Below are 18685 nucleotides of genomic sequence, written 5' to 3'. Positions count from 1 at the left end.
ACCCTAAAAGTCAGGGCCGGCCGGGGCGGCGGCGCGCATTGCCGCCGGTCTGACGCAGCGCCGTGCCGTAGTTCTTCCTGGCGGCGCGCCGCAACTGAAGAATCCTCGCGGTCCCGACTACCACCGTCAGCAAACCGCCGACGACGGCGGCCAGCAAGATTGCCACACCCAGCGGGAGGCTCCAGTGCAGGCCAAGGAACTGGAATTGCTGTGACGTCGGGTTCTGGGCGACAAAGATCAGCAACAGGATCAGGATGAGGAACCCGGCGGTCAACGCCGCCCACAGCGCACCGGCGCGGGTGAACTTGGCCGACGAGTCCGTGGGTACGGCGGGCGGGGCGGTCCGCGGATCCGCCCGTGGTTCGGGCTCCGGTGCCGGTTGGTCAGGCGGGCCAGGTGTGTTGCTGGTCATAGTGCCATCTTCGTCGCATCCGGTGCGGAATGAAACAAACCACGCGGGAACCCGCCGGATGCCCTATGCGGCGACGTCCGGTTCGGTGTGGCGCTAGTGTCGGCGGCATGAGGATGCTGCGACGCGCGCGTCGCAAGATGCTCGCCGCGACCGTCTTGCTGGGCACTGTGTGCCTACTCGTGGGTTGCGGCAGCGCCGACCCGCTCGGGTCGGTCACCGGCAATCTGAAATCCATCGTGGTTGGTTCGGGTGACTTTCCCGAGTCGCAGATCGTTGCCGAAATCTATGCACATGCGTTGCAGGCCAATGGGTTTGAGGTCGGTCGGCGGATGGGGATCGGCAGCCGGGAAACGTATATCCCGGCGCTCAAGGATCATTCCATCGACCTGGTGCCCGAGTACATCGGCAATTTGCTGCTGTACTTCGAGCCCGGGTCGACGGTGACCATGCTGGACGCGGTCGAATTGGAGCTCTACAAGCGGTTGCCCGGTGACCTGTCGATCCTGACCCCGTCCCCGGCGTCCGACACCGACACCGTCACCGTCACGAGTGCGACGGCGGCGGCGTGGAACCTGAAGACGATCGCCGACCTGGCGGCCCATTCGGACGAGGTGAGGTTCGCGGCGCCGTCAGCCTTCCAGACCCGGCCGTCGGGGTTGCCCGGTCTGCGGCAGAAGTACGGATTGAACATTCGTCCGGAGAATTTCGTGACCATCAACGACGGCGGCGGCGCCGTGACAGTGCGGGCATTGGTGGACGGGACGGTCACTGCGGCGAACATCTTCAGCACTTCCGCCGGGATACCGCAGCACCGGTTGGTGGTGCTCGACGATCCTCAGCACAACTTTCTGGCCGGAAACATTGTCCCGCTGGTGAATTCACAGAAGAAGTCGGACCTGCTCAAAGACGTCCTGGACGCCGTGTCGGCCAAGCTGACCACCGAAGGTCTGGCCGAACTCAATGCCGCCGTGTCGGGAAACTCTGGGGTGGACCCGGACGAGGCGGCACGAAAATGGGCGCGTGACAACGGCTTCGATCACCCGCTGCGGTCCTGAGATGATCCGCTTCGACCAGGTGAGCAAGGTCTATCCCGACGGCAATACCGCCGTCGACGCATTGAGCCTCGAGGTTCCCGCCGGAAGGTTGACGGTGTTCGTCGGTCCCTCCGGGTGCGGCAAAACCACGGCGCTACGAATGATCAACAGGATGGTCGATCCGAGCGCGGGCGTTGTCACCGTAGCCGGCACCGACGTTTCCACCGTCAACCCGGTGCGGCTGCGTCTGGGTATCGGCTACGTCATCCAGAGCGCCGGACTGATGCCGCACCAGCGGGTAATCGACAACGTTGCCACGGTGCCGGTACTCAAAGGGCAATCGCGTCGCGCCGCACGTGCCGCCGCCTATGAGGTGCTTGAACGTGTCGGGCTGAAGCGCGAAGTGGCAAGCCGCTATCCAAAGCAACTCTCCGGGGGAGAACAACAACGTGTCGGGGTGGCCCGCGCGCTCGCCGCCGACCCGCCGATCCTGTTGATGGACGAGCCGTTCTCCGCCGTCGACCCCGTAGTCCGCCACGATCTGCAGAACGAAATCCTGCGTCTGCAAAGCGAATTGCACAAGACCATCGTGTTCGTCACCCACGACATCGACGAGGCGTTCAAGCTCGGCGACGTGGTGGCCGTGTTCGCACGGGGCGGACGCCTGCAGCAGTGTGACACGCCAAGCCAGTTGCTTTCGCGGCCCGCCAATGAATTCGTCTCGAAATTCATCGGTTTGGGTCGCGGCTATCGGTGGCTGCAACTCATTGACGGTGCGGGGCTACCCATGCACGAGCTGGCGCGAATCCCCGCGAGCAGTCTCGGTGGCGAGCGTGATGGCGCGCGGCTGCACCAGGATTGGTCGCTGGTGGTCGACGACGACGGCAAGCCGGTGGGCTGGATTGACGCGGACGGACTGCGCCGGCACCGCGCCGGGGCGGCGTTGTCGGACAGCGTGGCCGTCGTCGGGTCGGTGTTTCGTCCCAACGGAAATCTCAGCCAGGCACTCGATGCGGCGCTGTCGTCGCCGTCCTCGCTGGGTGTCGCCGTGGACACCGACGGTCGCGTGATCGGCGGTATCCGGGCCACCGACGTGCTGACCGCATTTCAAAAAGGCAAGATGGCCGACGGCGAGGCCGAGACATGCACTACCTGATGACGCACCTCGATGCGGCGTGGGTGTTGACCGTGGTCCATCTACGGCTGTCGCTGGTGCCCGTGCTGATCGGGTTGGTTATTGCGATCCCGTTGGGTCTGGCCGTACATCGCGCGCCGACGCTGCGCCGATTGACGACGGCAGCCGCCAGCGTCGTGTTCACCATCCCGTCCCTGGCGCTGTTCGTGGTCTTGCCATTGGTCATCAAGACCCGAATCCTCGACGAGGCCAACGTCATCGTCGCGCTGACGGCCTACACCACGGCGCTGCTGGTGCGGGCGGTACTGGAAGCACTGGACGCGGTGCCCGCACCGGTGCGTGACGCGGCCACCGCCGTCGGCTATTCGAGGCTTGGTCAGATGCTGAAAGTCGAACTGCCGCTGTCGATTCCGGTTCTTATCGCCGGGCTGCGGGTGGTGGTGGTGACGAATATCGCGATGGTTTCGGTGGGTTCGGTGATCGGCATCGGGGGACTGGGCACCTGGTTCACCGCGGGATTTCAGACGAACAAGAGCGACCAGATTGTCGCGGGCATCATCGTGCTGTTCGTACTGGCGATCGTCATCGACGCGTTGATCAACGTGACCGGTTGGCTCATCACGCCGTGGGAGCGTCGCACCCGGTTCCAGCCGTTCAGATCCCCCGTCGTTGGCGGAGCGCGATGAACTTCATCCAGCAGGCGCTGTCGTACCTTTGCACCGCCCACAACTGGACCGGGCCCGTCGGCCTGGCGGCTCGCATCGGCGAGCACCTGCAATACACCGCGGTGGCCGTGGCGGCCTCGGCGGTGATCGCCATTCCTCTCGGTTTGGTCATCGGCCACACCGGTCGCGGCCGCCTGGTGGTGGTCGGGGCGGTCAACGGACTGCGCGCGCTGCCGACGCTGGGTGTGCTGCTGCTGGGCGTGCTGTGGTACGGGCTGGGCCTGGGACCGCCCATCGTGGCGCTGATGCTGCTGGGCATCCCCGCGCTGCTGGCGGGCACGTACGCGGGCGTCGCCAGCGTCGATCCGCTGGTGGTCGATTCCGCCCGTGCGATGGGTATGAGCGAGTCTCGGGTGCTTTTTCGGGTGGAGGTCCCCAACGCGCTGCCGCTGATGCTGGGTGGGCTACGTAACGCGACGCTGCAAATTGTGGCGACCGCGACAGTGGCCGCCTATGCGAGTCTTGGTGGGCTGGGTCGCTACCTGATCGACGGAATCAAGGAGCGCGAATTCCACATCGCGCTGGTCGGAGCGCTGTTGGTGGCTTTGTTGGCCCTCGTTCTCGACGGCCTGCTGGCGCTGGCGGTGTGGGCATCGGTGCCCGGTACGGGCCGGCTACGACGGGTTGTCGGGCGCCCAGATCGCGAAATTGACGTCGGAGTTATTGACAAAGGTGCCGCGGCAGCGAGATACGTCCTACGGTAGATACGTGAACGCAGCCTCTCCTGAACCAACGCCGCGCGTAATCCCGGCGATGTTGACCTGGCGCGCACAGGACTGTACGCGCATGGAGTCCGTGCGAGTCCAGTTGTCCGGCAAGCGGATTAAGGCAAATGGCCGCATCGTGGCAGCCGCCACGGACACCAACCCGGCCTTCGGCGCGTTCTACGAACTGCAGACTGACGAGTCCGGAGCCACAAAGCGATTCGGGCTGACGGTGACGCTGGCCGAGCGCGAGCGCCAACTCGCCATTGCGCGTGACGAAGAGAACATGTGGCTGATCACCGACCACCAGGGGGAGCGGCGTGCGGGTTACAACGGCGCGCTGGACCTCGACGTGGTGTTGAGCCCGTTCTTCAACGCGCTGCCGATCCGACGGCTCGGTCTGCACGAGCACGCGGAGTCGGTGACCCTGCCGATCGTCTACGTGAACGTGCCCTCGATGACCGTCACCGCCGACACCGTCAGCTACGCGACCGAAGGGCGACTGGACGGAATCAAGCTGCGCTCACCCGTGGCCAACACCACTGTCACCGTCGACACTTACGGATTTATCGCCGAGTATCCAGGCTTGGCAGAGCGGATCTGATCACCCCACCGGCCCGACCCGCGGCCGCCAACTGCTCGCGCCATCGCTCGGCGCCGATGGTGACGGTGATGATGTCCGAACGCGGGAAGCTCTCGTAGCGAACGCGCGCCGCGTGACCGGCGTCGACGAGATCGGCCACCGAGCCGTTGCATGCCAGCGACTCGCGGGCCCGGGTCAGCAGGTCGATGACGGTGTCGGTGACGGGGACCAGCTGGCTGGTGTTGCTTTCGCACATAGCGCGCACCAGATCCGGCGCGGTGCCCGCGACCCGGGTGGCGTCGCGGAACGATCCGGCGGCCAACGCGAACGCGAGGGGCACCTCGGCGGCGGTGACGGCGAGCGCCTCGGCGAGCAGGTGCGGCAGGTGGGAGATTGCGGCCGCGGCGGCGTCGTGTTCGTCGGATTTGGCGGGCACCACCACGGCGCCGCAGTCCAGCGCCAGCGTCATCACCATCACCCACACGTCCGGGTCGACGTGGTCGTCCACGCTGATCACCCAGGGGGCACGGTTGAACAACCCGCCATGACCGGCTGCCCAGCCCGAGTGGGCCGTGCCCGTCATCGGGTGGCCGCCGACGAATCGAGCCTGTAGACCGGCGGCGACAACCTCGTCGAGAACGGCGAGCTTGACGCTGGTGACATCGGTCAGCGGGCAGTCGGGCGCCGATTCGCGGATGTGGGCGAGCATGTTCGGCAGGGCCGGCATCGGGACGGCGAGCACGATCAGCGCCTGGGTCTCGGCCGCGCGGGCCAATGTCGCGGTCAGGTCGGTGCTGGCGTCGTAGCCCGCGGACGTGGCGCCCTGTGCCCCCTCGACGGAGCGGTTGTATCCGAAGACCTCGCGTCCCGCCCCGGCCGCGGCCCGCAGGATGGAACCGCCGATCAATCCGAGGCCGAGCACGCACACCGGAGGCCGCGCGACACTATTAGTCACGGACCTAGGTTGGCACAGTTCGGCGGCGCGCGCGTTGCCTCGTCTCGACTCATCTGGTCAGGGGGCCTGGTCAGGGACTACCGTAGGCGCCCATGGGAGCACAACGGGCCTCCGCTCCATCCCCGTCCGGGGATACGCCGGACGGCTTCGGTGTAGCGGTCGTGCGCGAGGAGGGCCAATGGCGCTGTTCGCCCTTGAGTCCCAAGGCGTTGACCAGTTTGAAGGCCGCCGAGACGGAATTGCGCGAGCTGCGCAGCGCAGGCGCCGTCTTCGGGCTTCTCGACGTCGATGACGAGTTTTTCGTGATTGTGCGGCCTGCGCCGGCGGGCACTCGGCTGCTGTTGTCGGACGCGACCGCGGCGCTGGATTACGACATTGCCGCCGAGGTCTTGGACAGCCTGGACGCCGAGATCGATCCCGAAGACCTCGAGGATGCCGACCCGTTTGAGGAAGGTGACCTGGGGTTGTTGTCCGATATCGGACTGTCCGATGCGGTGCTGGGGCTCATCCTCGATGAGACCGACCTGTACGCCGACGAGCAACTGGGCCGCATCGCAAGGGAGATGGGGTTTGCCGAGCAGCTGTCGGCGGTGATCGACCGCCTGGGTCGGTGAGCGCCGTCGGGCCGTTTGTAGTCGCCGTCCGGCCGTGGTGATCCGCGACGAAGATCTGATCCGTGCCGCGCTGGACGTCGCCGCGACGGCGGGACCGCGGGACGTGCCCATCGGAGCCGTCGTCGTCGACGCCGACGGCAACGAGCTCGCCCGGGCCGTGAACGCCCGCGAGGCTCTGGGGGACCCAACCGCGCACGCCGAGATCCTGGCACTGCGGGCCGCAGCTCAGGTGCTCGGCGACGGATGGCGGTTGGAGGGCGCGACGCTGGCGGTCACGGTCGAACCGTGCACCATGTGCGCTGGGGCGCTGGTGCTGGCCAGGGTCGCGCGACTGGTGTTCGGGACCTGGGAGCCCAAGACCGGGGCGGTGGGCTCATTGTGGGACGTCGTGCGCGATCGTCGGCTCAACCACCGTCCCGAGGTTCGGGGCGGAATCCTGGCTCAGGAGTGCGCCGCCCCGCTGGAAGCGTTCTTCGCGCGCCAGCGATTGGGGTGATGGGCGTCCGATTCGGTAAGCTGCCTGGCGGTGGCGTGTCCGAGCGGCCTAAGGAGCACGCCTCGAAAGCGTGTGACGGCTAAAACCGTCCGAGGGTTCAAATCCCTCCGCCACCGCCAAAGCCCTCCAAGTACTTATTTGAAGGGCTTTCTTCTTGGTCTTGGCGTCACCGATGAGGGCGGCCCTGACCTGCCCCGCACTCTGATCAGCCTTCTAAAGCGAGCCGGTTGACTGCATCCTGATTCTCTGGGGATGGGTCGAAGTAGGGCAGCACCGATTTGACCTGCGTCCACGCCTGCTCGGTTGCAGCGCCGCAGTGTCGGATGGCATACAGCGCTCCCACCGCGGCGGTCCGCGAGCGCGCCTCGGCACAGTGAACGAAGACTTCTTTGCCTTCGCCGCGGAGCTCAGCGATGACGTCGGTCGCGTCGGCGAGGGTGAAGTCGAGGTTCAAGTTGTGGCCTGGCTGATCGATCAGCCGAATCTGGATCGACTCAAGACCTTTCGGGACCTCGGCGGTGCCGACGCGGCACAACGAGACCACCGCAGTGACGGAATCGGGCAGTACGTCGAGTGCGTTCTGGGAACCGAGCCATACGCCGGGGTCGGCTGGGTGCTGCACCGGTGCAGTGCGGAGAAAGTGTGCGCTGGGCACTGTCGGCGCCGTCGGGTAACCGTCCGCGGTCGGCCTACCTTGGCGCGCGGCAAGGAAAGCGAGCCCGCTCAAGTCGTGGACGTCATAGTCGGGCCATCCGTGCACCTTGCGCTGCCAGGACAGCGGGATGCCGGAGACGCCGTACAGGGCACCGGCGAGGGAGCCCGCGATAGCGGCCACTGTGTCGGTGTCGCCGCCGCCCCGGATTGCACAAGTGATCGCGCTGCGGAAATCGGTTGCACCTTGGATAGCAGCGGCCGCGGCGCGGAAAGCTACGACCACCCTGCCGTTGTCCTGTCGGAAGTCGCGCGGGTGGGCGCCGGCGGCGGTCGCCTGGTCGATGAGGTCGGACCAGCGGTCGCGGCGGGCGCCGGCCGGGACGAATTCGAGACCGGCCCGGAGGTCGAACTGGCCGGTACGGATCGCGTGCCGGATCGCGAGGCACCACAGCACGACGGCATCGACGTTGTCCAGCTCCCAGTGGGTGAGTTGAGCGATGCGCGCGGCGGCATCGGCGAGATCCGCTTCTTGACCGTCCGCCAGGTACCCGAGGGCGACCGGGCCGGTGCGCATGAGTGAGCCGTTGCCGCCGCTGTAGCCGCGACGTTCGTGGATCTCCCGAGCGGCGGCGCGCCCAGCATCCTCGGTTAGGTCGTCGCCGAGCGCGCCGAGCACCGCGCCTGTCTGGTTGCCGACGTCCTTAGCGTCGTGGTGCCAGCGCTGCCACACGGCGAGGATGCGGCCGAGGGTGGTCGCGTCGTTAAGGGACGCGCCGTTCGCGAGCTCCTCGAGGATCGGCATGGCCATCTGGGTGTCGTCGGTCCATTCGCCGACTTCGTGGCCGAAGACGGAGCGGCCGAAGGTCGGCTCGAAGGTGTCGGGGTGGGCGGAGCCGAACTCGTATTGCGAGCCGAGGGCGTCGGCGACGGCAGAGCCGACAACGGCTCCGATCGCGCGGTCGGTGCGGTGGGACTTCAGGGTGTCGTTCATAGGGGTCTCCTTCTGGTGTTTTCCGGGCTTTGTATTGGACGGCGGGTGGGGCAGCGGGGGAGCTGCGGCGAGGGGTTAGATCGCCGTGAGCAGCGGGTGCTCGTGGTTGTATGCGGCGAGGTGGACGATGCGCCAGAATTCGGCGTCGATTGAGCGGTCCGGTGTCGGTAGCGCGATCCCGCTGAGGTGCGTCGAGCCTTGGGTCGCGGTGAGGCTGACGACAGCAGGGGATTCGCGGTCGACGTTGATGTGCGCCTGCTCGACCTTGAGTGCGAAAGCACGGGCCCGGTGGCCCGAAGTCGCCACCTCAGGCGCGTGTTCCGCGTCAAAAAGGGCAGCCTCAAGGATGCCGTTCCACCGTTTGGTGAGCGCGGCGGCCGTGGCGAGAAGCTCCATGCCGAGCACCCGTCCGCCGATGCCGATGATCACGCCGCGCTGGCCGGCCAGCGGCTTGCTCGGCAGCGGTCGCTCGATCCGCTGGCCACGGGTGCGGCTGACACGGTCGAGGTGATCGGCGAACGATCTGGTCGCGGTAGGTGTGTGGGCCTCGTAGCGGGAGGCGATCCCGTGCCAAACCGCTTGCTGAGGGTTTGCGCCCTGGCGGTAGGCGCGGTCGCGGGCCGTCCGAAGCGTTGCGGAGACGCGGCGGCCGGCGGCCCGGTGGCTACGGCTGCCGCCTTGCTCCCACCGGCCGTGCTCCACGCATAGCGCTCCAATGTTGGTCGTCTCGTTAGGGGCAACGATGGTCGAGTGGGCGACCATCCGTGTCTGCCAGCCGCCTTCGAGCAGGTCGCCTTCGATGAGAACGACCGGTTTTGAGCCGAGATTCACGGCGGTCAGCGAGTTCACCTGCCCACCACCGTGCTGCTCACCGACGTCGAGGTCGTCGAGGTCCCACTCGAGACCAGTGGCGGCACCGCCGTCGGCCCAGACGGGGAACAAGGTCAAGGCGCCGTACTGGGCGCCCCTGCCGACGTGCAGCAGGGGAAGGGCGGGGTTCATGTGCAGGGTCATCGGCGCTCCTATTCCGGTTGCGGTCCGTCCCCGGAGTTCGGGGTACGTCGCCCTCGATCGCCGGTATTAGTCGTTGCGACTATTACCATGTATTGAACCCTGTATTTGTCAATTTGACAAGTACGGCTCTACGATGCCCTCATGGTCAAGCGAGCGCATGACGTTCCAGACGACTACGACCCTTCGCGCTTCCCCCGCTTCGCCGTCACCGTGGACATCGTGATCCTGACCATGCGGGAGCAAAGCCTGCACGTGCTGTTGGTGCAGCGCGGCGTCGAACCGTTTGCCGGTTTTTGGGCGCTGCCGGGTGGATTCAAGCGGCCTGACGAGACGCTCGACGAGGCGGCGCGGCGTGAACTGCGCGAAGAGACCGGGGTGACCGCTCCCGGACATCTGGCGCAGTTCCGTGCCTACGGCGACCCTGGGCGTGACGAGCGCACCAATGTGGTCACGGTGGCGTACCTGGCCGTAATGCCCCGCTTGGACAAGCTGCAGTCCGGCACCGATGCCGCTGCGGCGCAGTTATGGCCAGTCGACGATGCTCGGCGTCTCAAGCTGGCGTTCGACCACAACGACATCCTGTCCGATGCCTTAAGCCGGGCGGCAAACGAACTCGAGCAGACCGACCTGGCGACGAAGTTTGTGGGTGACACCTTCACACTGACGGACCTGCAGAAGGTGTACGAGGGGCTGTGGCACGTCAAGATCGATCCGGCGAATTTCCGTCGCAGTTTGACCACGTCGCCAGCTACGGCGACCTCGGAAAGCTACGTCGAGTCGACCGGGCGAAGAGGCACGGCCGCCGGCGATCGTGGAGGGCGTCCGCCGGAGTTGTTCCGAGTTGGTAGTGCATGGCGGATCCAACCACCGCTGCGGCGCCGGCCCAAGGAGCGCCCGGGCGGGAATTGATTTCTACCTGGCACCCCGACAACGGTCCCCCGGTAGAACTAGCCCGCACAAATGACCGCGATGCTTACTACGCGTGCGTCCGGCACCACCGGGCGAACTGGACTGGTTGAGTGGAGCCATCACTGAGCGTTATCTGCCTCTTCAACACCTACACCGCCTTCGTCCATCGCCCACGTGCCGGGAAGCATCGGCATCACGGGCCCGCCGCCGAACTCATTGCGGCCTACGCTCGCCAGCCCCGCCGCCTGAGCGCCGGCATCGGATGCAACGCCGGCGAATCCCAGCACTCCGGCCCCTCGATCCGGCCCCATCGCGGCGTCGTCTCGGTTCATGTCCTCGTCCGGAGCGCCGTCAAGGCTGACGAACTCATGGCGGTAGCCACGATCCGGCATGGCGGCCTTACGACGCCGGCGTGCTCGCGCTGCTGCGCGCGTCGACGCGGCTGCTGCTGACGGCGTGGCGACCAGATCGGGTTCGGGCGCTCTCTGCTGGGCGCCGACGCGCATCTTCGAGTCGGGACCAATGGCCGGCCCGCCCACCAGATAGGGGTAGGCGCCACCTGCGAAGCCGGTGGCCGGTGGCGGTGGGCCGCTAGGGGTCCCCGCCGTGGTCAGCGTGGCGGTCGGCGCGGACGTCGGAGCGGAAGCCGGGGCCGCTGGGGCTGCTGCGCTCACGGACGAGCTTGCGACGCTTGGCAAGGCTGGCTCGGGCGCCGCGGGGTTCGGCGCAGGTGGGGCGGGAACCGCGCCGGACTCGATTCCGGCCAACCCGCTTAGCCCCGCGGCTCCGCCCGCAAAGCTGGCGTTGGTGAGTGGCAGGAGGAATGGAATGGCCTGCAATTGCGGGAAGGTGCTGATGACTTCGCCCGCATGACTGATCTCGTCGGCAATAAGCAACGGGATATCGGACGCAAGCCGCGCGAGGGACGCCGACGGGTTCTGAGGGAATTCCGCGAGATCCCTTCCCAAGGTATTGGTGACCTGGGTGACCCGGTTCACCCACCAAGTCAGTTGCGTTGGGTCGCCCTCGTCGTTGTCGATGATTCCGCCGTGATCGTGCCCGGGCTCATGCTCATGTTCGTGCTCGGCGTGGAACGGCTGGATCGCAGGCGCCGGTTCCGTATGCGGAGCAGATGCCGCGGCCGCATTGGAGACCGCCTCATAATCGGTCATCGTCGTAGCGGCCTGAATCCACATCCGGACGTAGTCGGCCTCGTTGAGCGCGATGGGAATCGTGTTGATTCCGAAGAAGTTCGTCGCGACCAAGACCGCATGCGTCGCATGGTTGGCCGCAAGCTCGGCCAGGGTTGGCATCGCGGCCAGGGCGATGGCGTATGCCGCCGCGACGGTTTCGTGCCGGGCGGCCACGGCCGCGCTGTCGGCGCTGGCTCGCGACAGCCACGCGAGATAGGGCCCGTGGGCGGTCGTGTACCGCGCGGCAGTCGGGCCCTCCCACGCCCCGGCGTGCACGCCCGCCAGGATTGCGGCGAGTTCATTTGCCGTTGAGGCATATTCGGCACTCAGCCAACTCCACGCCTGCGCCGCCGACAACAAACCAATCGGTCCGGGTCCGCTACTGAGCTCGGCGGAGGGTATCTCCGGTGGAAACGCCATCCAAATCGCCATACCAGGGAACCCCCTCCCCGGGATCCGACAAACCAACGGCATAGCTGTAGTGGTTGTCGCTCCGTGGGCTGGAGAAGTTCCCGCTTAGGTCGAAGTCATCTTGTCTCCTCCAACGTCATTGGAGCTCAACAATTTTCGGTACTTGGTCGCTTAAGGCCCGGTTTTGTCATAGGCGCCTGTTTTGATGGGGGTATGTCTGTGGTGGCGGCTTCTTCGGGTGGGGTGGGGTTGATTCCTAAGGAGCGGTTGGAGGTGTTGTTTGCTGAGTTGGCGGAGTTGAGTGGTCAGCGCAATGCCATTGATGGGCGGATGGTGGAGATCTTCGCTCAGATTGAGGGTGACGAGTTGTGGGGGATGACCGGGGCGCGGTCGTTGCCGGCGGTGGTGGCGTGGAAGACGGGGGTGTCGCCGGGTAATGCGCACACGATGGCTGCGGTGGCGCGGCGGGTGGGGGAGTTTCCTCGGTGTGTGCAGGGGTTGAAAGAGGGGCGGCTGTCGCTGGATCAGGTGGGGGTGATCGCGGCGCGGGCTGGCGATGGCTCGGATGAGCATTATGCGGAGTTGGCTTCGGTGGCCACGGTGACTCAGTTGCGTACGGCGGTGCGGTTGGAGCCGCGCCCCGACCCGTCGCCCGCGCCCGAGTCCAAGTCCGAGTCGGGGTCGGGGCCGGTGGAGCCGGAGTTGCGGGGGTCGGTCAGCAAGAGCGGTGATGGGCAGTACAGCTGGTGGCGGATCAAGTTGCCGGCGGTGCAGGCGGCGACGTTCGATGCGGCGTTGGGTTCGCATCTGGAGGGGTTGATGGCGCAGTGGAAGCGTGAGCGTGAGGCCGTCGGCGGTGGCGGGGGTGGGGAGTTTGCGGTGCCGATGCCGACGATGGTGGAGGCGTTTCTGGCGTTGGTGCAGGCGGGGTGGGATAGCGAGGTGGCGCGGCGTCCGCAGGGGCAGCACACCACGGTGGTGATGCATGTCGATGTCAAGGATCGGGTGGGGTCGTTGCATCTGGGTCCGGTGTTGTCGCGGTCCGAGCGGCAGTTGTTGGGCTGTGATGCCAGCTGTGAGGTGTGGTTCGAGCGTGAGGGTGAGCCGATCGGGGCCGGGCGAACGACGCGGGGGATCAGTCGCCGGTTGCGTCGGGCGTTGGAGTATCGCCATCCGGGGTGTGCGTTTCCCGGGTGTGGGGCCAGCCGGGGTTTGCATGCCCATCACATCGTGCATTGGGAGGATGGCGGGGCCACCGAGTTGGCGAATCTGGTGTTGCTGTGTCCGTTTCATCATCGGTTGCATCACCGCGGGGTGATCACCATCACCGGCCCCGCTGACCAGTTGCGGATCACCGACAGTGACGGGCGGGTGTTGACCGGGGCGTCGTTGGCGCGGCCACCGACGCAGCCACCGCCCGATGTGCCGCCGTGTCCCGGGCCGACCGGTGAACGCGCCGACTGGTGGTGGTACCAGCCGTACGAACCCGAGTCGCCCACCAGCAACTAGACCGGGCTCACGGCTGGGGCGAGTCGGGTCGTGACCCTCGGGCGGCGCTGCATGCCGGCCGTCGGGGTGCTAGCGCTTTCGCGGATCGCTTCATGGTCTGCTTACGGTGCCGATCTGACGCATGTGGCTACCGCCGTGAGTGCAAGAGTCGTGGCTGCGTAGTCCGCGGCATGGCGCCCGGCGATGCACGTGCGACGCAGGCCCGTCTGGCATCGGTGCTAGCGCATACGCCAGCGCTTTCGACGATCGCCTCATGGTCTGCTGACGGTGCCGGTGTGACGCATGTGGCTACCGCCCCTGAGCGCAAGAGTCGTGGCTGCGTAGTCCGCGGCATGGCGCCCGGCGATGCACGTGCGACGCAGGCCCGTCTGACATCGGTGCTAGCGCATACGCCAGCGCTTTCCGCGATCACCTCATGGTCCGCTCACGGTACAGATGTGACGCCTGTGATCACGGTCAACACCGAGGGCGCCGCCCAGCGAAAAGCACCGGGCAACAAGGGGGCCCCACGCGCTAAGTGCCGACGAGACTCGCCCGCGCGGCAGCGCGCCCCTGGCCGGCGTCACCAACGCCGTACCGCTCCGGCAACGCCCAGCCATGGTTAGGGTTGCAGTACAAGCGTTGCAGCAGTTCATAATTCGCCTCGTGCTCGACGAACCTACGATCGGGCGCGAGTTCATCGGCGAACTCACCCGGTCGGTCACGACCTTCTCCACGTTGTCGCTGACCCCGAGGTAGGGGGGTGTCAGATCGTCTGTGTAAGTCCTGACGGAAGGATCTCAGGACATGGCGACGGGCAAGGACGAAGATTTGGCGCTAGGTGAGGTGGAGTCCACGGTGGAGATGGCCGAGGCGCTTCGGGCGTCGGGCGTGGTGGACGATTTGCTGGCTCAGGTCGATTCCGGCGAGGTTGCGTTGACCGGTGAGGGTGGTTTGTTGCCAGGGTTGATCAAGCTCGCCTTGGAGCGTGGGCTGGCTGCTGAGCTGACTGATCATCTGGGTTATGAGAAGGGCGACCCGGCGGGGCGTGCGCTGCCCAATGCCCGCAATGGCACCTCACCGAAGACGGTGCAGACCGAGGCCGCCCCGTCCCGTTGGAGGTGCCGCGCGATCGCGACGGCTCGTTCACTCCACGGCTGGTGCCCAGGGCGCCCGCCGTCTCGGCGGGCTCGATGACATGATCATCTCGCTGTACGCCGGTGGAATGACGTTGCGCGACATTCAATTTCATCTTGCCTCGACGATCGGAACCGATGTTTCGCACGAGACGATCTCCAAGATCGTCGATGAGATCTCCGAGGAGGTCCTGGCCTGGCAGCGTCGGCCGCTGGACCCGATTTACCCGGTGGTCTACCTCGACGCGATCGTGGTCAAGGTCAAAGACGGCGGCCACACCCGCAACAAGGCCGCTCATATCGCCGTAGGCGTCGATATGGCCGGGATCAAGCACGTGCTGGGCATCTGGGTCCAGCAGAACGAAGGAGCGGCGTTTTGGGCCTCAGTGTGTGCCGATCTGGCCAATCGCGGCGTTCGCGACGTGCTGATCGTGTGCTGCGACGGGCTGACCGGCTTTCCCGAGGCGATCGCGGCCACCTGGTCGCAGGCCACCGTGCAGACCTGTGTGGTGCATCTGCTGCGCAACGCGCTGCGGTTCGTGTCCTACAGCGACCGCAAAGCCGTGGCCGCAGCCCTCAAACCGGTCTACACCGCGGCGGATGCTGAGGCTGCCCGTGCCGAACTCGATGCGTTCACCACGTCGGAGTTAGGCAAGAAAAATCCGACGGTGACCAGGGTTTTCGATCGTTCGTGGGAGCAGTTCACCCCCTTCCTGGCGTTTGCGCCCGAGTTGCGCCGGGTCATTTACACGACGAACGCGATCGAATCGCTGAACTACCAGTTGCGCAAGGTCATCAAGACCCGAGGCCAGTTCCCCAACGATGCCGCCGTGGTCAAACTCCTCTGGCTGGCCATCTGCAACATCGAGGACAAACGCGCCGCCGAACGGGCCAAAAAATACGCCCAGAAACGTTGCCGAACAGCGCCCGGACGTCTCGTGGAAGGACAGGTGGTCACCAACTGGAAGAAGGCACTCGAACAACTCTCGCTGGTCTACCCAGACCGCATCGAGCGGTACCTATAACTCGACGACTAACAAGAAAACCAAACAGGCGACTTACACAGAAAACTTGACACGCTCCGAGGTAGGCGGTAGCTCGCCTTGCCAGCCAAGGGCAGCCGCTACCCCAGCGCCCCCATGACCGCCTTGTCCACTTCGAGGTCGAGCACGGTGAGGTTTGCCCGTCGAAATCCTTCGACCACAAACTCCGCGGGCTGCAATCCCGGCCACACCACACACATCCCGACCGAGTCCCACGCATCGAACGCAAAGAACCGATAAGCCTGCCAGGCCGTGTCGAAGTCTGGTGGGTCCTCGACACCGTGCTCGGCCAGCGTCTCCAGATAGAGCCGCAGCAGTGACTCCTCGTGTGCACGACGCAGTTCCGTGGGTATGGAGTGGGTGCAGAAGTAACTGACTTCGCGGATCCCCGGGCCACGGTGGATCACCTGCCAGTCCAGCAGGCCGCCACGTCCGTCCGGCAGGCTGTAGGAGTTTCCGGCATGCGCGTCACCATGCAGCACCGTCTGCGGCCCGCGTTCCCAACGGGCATGCAGCGCTCGGTCGTGCTCGTTGACGAAGGTGGCCATGCGTCGCACCGCCGGATTCAGATCGTGCTCGTCCGACGACAACAGCTTCTTGCGCATCGAGCGGAACTGCCAGAGCAGCAGCTTGAAACCGGGCCGCCGACTTTCCGGCGCGATCCACGACAGGTCGGCCGCCAACCGCGGACTCTCCCAGAACGCCGCGTGCAACTTCCCCAAGGCGCGCATCATGCCCTGCGCATACGCCAGATCGACCTCATCCGGTTTGGCGAGGAATCGTGCGCCGGAGGCGACGAGATCTTCCAGCACCAACAGATGACGGGCACCGTGCCCGGCATGGCTGGCATACACCGCCGGCGCGACGTCGTCGCCGAGCTCGGGCCGCAGCTGTTGATAGAAGCGCACCTCGTTGATCGCCATATCGAGCGCGGCAACCATGGTGCGGTTCTTGGCCGACAGCGGCGTGGATTTGACGAACAAGCTCGAAGGAAGTCCCGCGGCAATACCCGCGTCGTTCCATTCGATCCCCAGGCGGCGACGGTCGGTCGTTCCGGTGGTCCCGTCCAGCGGCACCAGCGCCTCGGCCACCGCTCCGGGCGCCCGGCCCGCGAACTGCTGTGACAGCCACCGCGCATCGACCCCGTCGGCCGAATGTGGTTTGGGCGCAGGCAACCACGGCGATATCGCCAGTGCGGTTTCCACAATCGCGCGGGTGGTGCTGCCGGGCTTCATCGTCCTCCTCGCGGACCGTAACCGCGTGAGACGGATGATACTGTAATCGCCAATGAGTCCCACGCCGAAGGCTGGCAACCTCCTGGCCGGCGCGCTCTCCGCCCGGCCGGTGGAACGCGACGCGTCGGACACCGCGATCCTGGAAGCGACGCTGCGCTGCCTGGCGCGATATGGCATGGAACGCATGACCGTTGAGGACGTCGCCCGCACCGCCGGGGTGGGCCGCGCGACGGTCTTCCGCCGCTTCGAATCGAAGGACGATCTGATCAGGCAGGCACTGGCGCGCGAGCTGCAGCGCCTGGTCGCCGAGTTCGGGGAGAAGGGCGGCGCGATCGACGATCCGCTCGAGCGCCTCGTCGAGTTGTCGGTTCACACGGTCTGGGTCATCCGCACCCACCCTGTCGCCCGTCGACTCGCCGAGGAAGACGACGCGCTGCCGCTACACCGCGACCCCCGCCTCACGCAGTTCCAACTCGACGGACTGAGGCGCTACCTTGACCAGACGGCCGCCGAAATCGGTGTCAGCACCGACACCGAATCGATCGCGGAGCTTCTCCTGCGCTTCTTCGGAAGTGTCTGGCTGGCACCGGAACTCGGCGCGTCACTCGATGACGAGGCCAAGGTGCGACGCATGATCACAACGTTGCTGGCCCCCCTGACGCGCCCCTGACGCCTTCAACGGCCCCAACTCAATTCGAGCGAGTCGAGGCCGAACACCTGACCCGCATGCTCGACGGGTTGGTTGACCACCCGATAGTCGGGGATGCGCCGGTGCCACTCCTCGAGCATGACGGTCATCTCCTGGCGGGCCAGGTGCGAGCCGAGGCAACGGTGAGGGCCGGCCCCAAACGAAATATGCCGGGTGACACCGCGGTCCAGATCGACGTGACGGGCATCGGGAAAGATCGTCTCGTCACGCCCCGCGGCCGCCAACGGAAACGACGCCATATCACCGGCCTTCACCGGGCAGCCGTGAAAGTCCATGTCGCGCGTGGCTTTACGGGCCGTCTGGACGATCGGGTACGCACGCAACAACTCCTCGACCGCAAGCGGAATGATCGAGGGTTCGGCTGCCAGGCGCGCCCGGTCATCAGGGTGGCTCGCCAGATGCAACATGGCGTAGGCCAATTGGCTTGCGACGGTGTCCAGTCCGGCCATAAACAGAAGTAGCAGGCAGTTCAGCAGATCTCCGTCGGCGACCGGTTCCCCGTCGATGGTCCAGCCGATCGCGGCGCTGACAATGTCGTCGGCGTCGGGGTGCGGGTTCGCGCGGCGTTCCCCAATCAGCGTTTGGAAGTAAGCGACGACCTGCTGCATGCCTTCCAATCGGACGGCCATCACCTCGTCGCCAACGCCGGTTTGGTGCAGCATCTTGTCTTCCCACTCCAGGAACTCGTCGAGGCGCTCGACGGGCATCCCCATGATGTTGAGGAAGATGTGCGAGGGAAACACCCGCGCCACCTGTTTGACAAAGTCGCAGGAGCCCTGCGGGGCGATCTTCTCGACCAACTCCGCGGCCAATCGGCGATGCTCGTCACGCAAGGACTTCACCCGGCCGGGGGAGAAGTACTCGGCCAGCACGTGCCGCCACTTGGCGTGTTCGGGCGGGTCGATCATCACCGGAATCCATTTGTACGGCGGGTTCGGGTCCGTCGGCACGATCACGCTGCTCGACCACAACTCCGGATGCTGCAATCCCTCCAAGATCGCGCTGTAGTCGGTGAACATCCAATAGCCGTTGCCCTCTTCATTACGGAACACCGGGCGCAGTCGGTCCTGCCGGTCGTCGATGCTCTGGAACCCGATCAGTGCCGGGCCGCCCAGTGCGGTCAGTTCGAACTTGTCCACCGGGCACTGGCCCGCGCCCACCTGGGTTTCACCGCTCACGTTCCTGTCCTTCCTTCCAGATGCTCGACCAGGCCCTACGGCCGTGGATGCCGCCGCGAATTCGCT

Annotated in this window: 17 protein-coding genes, 1 tRNA gene and 1 pseudogene; 12 read left to right on the top strand and 7 right to left on the bottom strand. The window is 66.0% G+C overall.

Going from position 1 to position 18685, the window contains the following annotated elements; all coding sequences use genetic code 11:
* Window positions 1-10: 10 nt before the first annotated feature.
* On the bottom strand, window positions 11-412 hold the full coding sequence (locus G6N68_RS26820) for a lipopolysaccharide assembly protein LapA domain-containing protein (RefSeq protein ID WP_163719213.1): 402 nt from the start codon (window positions 410-412) through the stop codon (window positions 11-13).
* A gap of 107 nt (window positions 413-519) precedes the next feature.
* On the opposite strand from G6N68_RS26820, the gene G6N68_RS26815 reads away from it, so the two are divergent.
* From G6N68_RS26815 to G6N68_RS26795, 5 genes are read left to right on the top strand one after another with little or no spacing between them, the layout of a single operon-like run.
* Window positions 520-1467, top strand: coding sequence for an ABC transporter substrate-binding protein (locus G6N68_RS26815; RefSeq protein ID WP_163719212.1), 948 nt, complete (start codon window positions 520-522; stop codon window positions 1465-1467).
* Window position 1468: 1 nt separating this feature from the next.
* Complete coding sequence (locus tag G6N68_RS26810) at window positions 1469-2602, top strand: ABC transporter ATP-binding protein (RefSeq protein WP_163719970.1); 1134 nt, start codon at window positions 1469-1471, stop codon at window positions 2600-2602.
* Window positions 2590-3267, top strand: a complete 678-nt coding sequence (locus G6N68_RS26805) for an ABC transporter permease (protein ID WP_163719211.1) — start codon at window positions 2590-2592, stop codon at window positions 3265-3267. Before G6N68_RS26810 ends, G6N68_RS26805 begins: the two co-directional genes overlap by 13 nt.
* A complete protein-coding gene (locus G6N68_RS26800) occupies window positions 3264-4010 on the top strand; it encodes an ABC transporter permease (RefSeq protein ID WP_163719210.1) in 747 nt (248 codons plus the stop codon). Before G6N68_RS26805 ends, G6N68_RS26800 begins: the two co-directional genes overlap by 4 nt.
* 49 nt (window positions 4011-4059) lie before the next feature.
* Window positions 4060-4614, top strand: a complete 555-nt coding sequence (locus G6N68_RS26795; RefSeq protein ID WP_276068323.1) for a putative glycolipid-binding domain-containing protein — start codon at window positions 4060-4062, stop codon at window positions 4612-4614.
* Here the strand turns inward: G6N68_RS26795 and G6N68_RS26790 are convergent.
* Window positions 4577-5521 (bottom strand): prephenate dehydrogenase, encoded by a 945-nt coding sequence (locus G6N68_RS26790; RefSeq protein WP_240356012.1) that lies wholly within the window; start codon window positions 5519-5521, stop codon window positions 4577-4579. The two genes, G6N68_RS26795 and G6N68_RS26790, sit on opposite strands and share 38 nt — an antisense overlap.
* 119 nt (window positions 5522-5640) lie before the next feature.
* Between G6N68_RS26790 and G6N68_RS26785 the strand changes: the two genes are divergently transcribed.
* From G6N68_RS26785 to G6N68_RS26775, 3 genes are all read left to right on the top strand, one after another.
* Window positions 5641-6162: a tRNA adenosine deaminase-associated protein gene (locus G6N68_RS26785; protein ID WP_163719207.1), complete on the top strand. Its 522-nt coding sequence runs from the start codon at window positions 5641-5643 to the stop codon at window positions 6160-6162.
* 37 nt (window positions 6163-6199) lie between these two features.
* Complete coding sequence (locus tag G6N68_RS26780; RefSeq protein WP_163719968.1) at window positions 6200-6658, top strand: nucleoside deaminase; 459 nt, start codon at window positions 6200-6202, stop codon at window positions 6656-6658.
* 29 nt (window positions 6659-6687) lie between these two features.
* Window positions 6688-6777 (top strand) — tRNA-Ser (locus G6N68_RS26775).
* Window positions 6778-6863: 86 nt separating this feature from the next.
* On the opposite strand, the gene G6N68_RS26770 is transcribed toward G6N68_RS26775, so the two are convergent.
* Both G6N68_RS26770 and G6N68_RS26765 read right to left on the bottom strand, forming a co-directional pair.
* Window positions 6864-8303, bottom strand: a complete 1440-nt coding sequence (locus G6N68_RS26770; protein WP_163719206.1) for an ADP-ribosylglycohydrolase family protein — start codon at window positions 8301-8303, stop codon at window positions 6864-6866.
* Between the two features lie 75 nt (window positions 8304-8378).
* A complete protein-coding gene (locus tag G6N68_RS26765; RefSeq protein WP_163719205.1) occupies window positions 8379-9317 on the bottom strand; it encodes an ARPP-1 family domain-containing protein in 939 nt (312 codons plus the stop codon).
* Between the two features lie 141 nt (window positions 9318-9458).
* Here G6N68_RS26765 and G6N68_RS26760 point away from each other — a divergent pair, with 141 nt between their 5' ends.
* The gene (locus G6N68_RS26760) at window positions 9459-10226 is read left to right on the top strand and encodes an NUDIX hydrolase (protein WP_163719204.1); all 768 of its coding nucleotides are present in this window, start codon (window positions 9459-9461) and stop codon (window positions 10224-10226) included.
* 119 nt (window positions 10227-10345) lie between these two features.
* Here G6N68_RS26760 and G6N68_RS26755 read toward each other — a convergent pair whose 3' ends face one another.
* Entirely contained in the window at window positions 10346-11839 is a 1494-nt protein-coding gene (locus tag G6N68_RS26755) for a PPE family protein (RefSeq protein WP_240355929.1), read from the bottom strand.
* A gap of 204 nt (window positions 11840-12043) precedes the next feature.
* On the opposite strand from G6N68_RS26755, the gene G6N68_RS26750 reads away from it, so the two are divergent.
* Both G6N68_RS26750 and G6N68_RS26745 read left to right on the top strand, forming a co-directional pair.
* On the top strand, window positions 12044-13339 hold the full coding sequence (locus tag G6N68_RS26750; RefSeq protein ID WP_163719202.1) for an HNH endonuclease signature motif containing protein: 1296 nt from the start codon (window positions 12044-12046) through the stop codon (window positions 13337-13339).
* A 786-nt stretch (window positions 13340-14125) separates the two neighbouring features.
* Window positions 14126-15479: pseudogene (locus tag G6N68_RS26745) on the top strand (IS256 family transposase).
* Between the two features lie 98 nt (window positions 15480-15577).
* Here the strand turns inward: G6N68_RS26745 and G6N68_RS26740 are convergent.
* Complete coding sequence (locus G6N68_RS26740; protein ID WP_240355927.1) at window positions 15578-16732, bottom strand: phosphotransferase; 1155 nt, start codon at window positions 16730-16732, stop codon at window positions 15578-15580.
* Window positions 16733-16784: 52 nt separating this feature from the next.
* On the opposite strand from G6N68_RS26740, the gene G6N68_RS26735 reads away from it, so the two are divergent.
* Window positions 16785-17402 carry a TetR/AcrR family transcriptional regulator gene (locus G6N68_RS26735; protein WP_163719201.1) on the top strand — a complete coding sequence of 206 codons (618 nt, stop codon included), beginning with the start codon at window positions 16785-16787 and terminating at the stop codon, window positions 17400-17402.
* A gap of 5 nt (window positions 17403-17407) precedes the next feature.
* Here G6N68_RS26735 and G6N68_RS26730 read toward each other — a convergent pair whose 3' ends face one another.
* The gene (locus tag G6N68_RS26730; RefSeq protein WP_163719963.1) at window positions 17408-18580 is read right to left on the bottom strand and encodes a cytochrome P450; all 1173 of its coding nucleotides are present in this window, start codon (window positions 18578-18580) and stop codon (window positions 17408-17410) included.
* Window positions 18581-18685 lie beyond the last annotated feature (105 nt).

The organism is Mycobacterium bourgelatii (assembly GCF_010723575.1).
GTDB classification, from domain to species: domain Bacteria; phylum Actinomycetota; class Actinomycetes; order Mycobacteriales; family Mycobacteriaceae; genus Mycobacterium; species Mycobacterium bourgelatii.
Note: the sequence above shows the minus strand (reverse complement) of the source record. Positions and strands in the feature narration are given on the sequence as shown.

Coding starts and splice junctions, on each gene's coding strand:
- G6N68_RS26785 (WP_163719207.1), top strand. CDS start 5,641: ATGGGAGCACAACGGGCCTCCGCTCCATCCCCGTCCGGGGATACGCCG.
- G6N68_RS26765 (WP_163719205.1), bottom strand. CDS start 9,317: ATGACCCTGCACATGAACCCCGCCCTTCCCCTGCTGCACGTCGGCAGG.
- G6N68_RS26750 (WP_163719202.1), top strand. CDS start 12,044: ATGTCTGTGGTGGCGGCTTCTTCGGGTGGGGTGGGGTTGATTCCTAAG.
- G6N68_RS26755 (WP_240355929.1), bottom strand. CDS start 11,839: ATGGCGTTTCCACCGGAGATACCCTCCGCCGAGCTCAGTAGCGGACCC.
- G6N68_RS26740 (WP_240355927.1), bottom strand. CDS start 16,732: ATGAAGCCCGGCAGCACCACCCGCGCGATTGTGGAAACCGCACTGGCG.
- G6N68_RS26815 (WP_163719212.1), top strand. CDS start 520: ATGAGGATGCTGCGACGCGCGCGTCGCAAGATGCTCGCCGCGACCGTC.
- G6N68_RS26735 (WP_163719201.1), top strand. CDS start 16,785: ATGAGTCCCACGCCGAAGGCTGGCAACCTCCTGGCCGGCGCGCTCTCC.
- G6N68_RS26795 (WP_276068323.1), top strand. CDS start 4,060: ATGTTGACCTGGCGCGCACAGGACTGTACGCGCATGGAGTCCGTGCGA.
- G6N68_RS26760 (WP_163719204.1), top strand. CDS start 9,459: ATGGTCAAGCGAGCGCATGACGTTCCAGACGACTACGACCCTTCGCGC.
- G6N68_RS26810 (WP_163719970.1), top strand. CDS start 1,469: ATGATCCGCTTCGACCAGGTGAGCAAGGTCTATCCCGACGGCAATACC.
- G6N68_RS26820 (WP_163719213.1), bottom strand. CDS start 412: ATGACCAGCAACACACCTGGCCCGCCTGACCAACCGGCACCGGAGCCC.
- G6N68_RS26800 (WP_163719210.1), top strand. CDS start 3,264: ATGAACTTCATCCAGCAGGCGCTGTCGTACCTTTGCACCGCCCACAAC.
- G6N68_RS26805 (WP_163719211.1), top strand. CDS start 2,590: ATGCACTACCTGATGACGCACCTCGATGCGGCGTGGGTGTTGACCGTG.
- G6N68_RS26770 (WP_163719206.1), bottom strand. CDS start 8,303: ATGAACGACACCCTGAAGTCCCACCGCACCGACCGCGCGATCGGAGCC.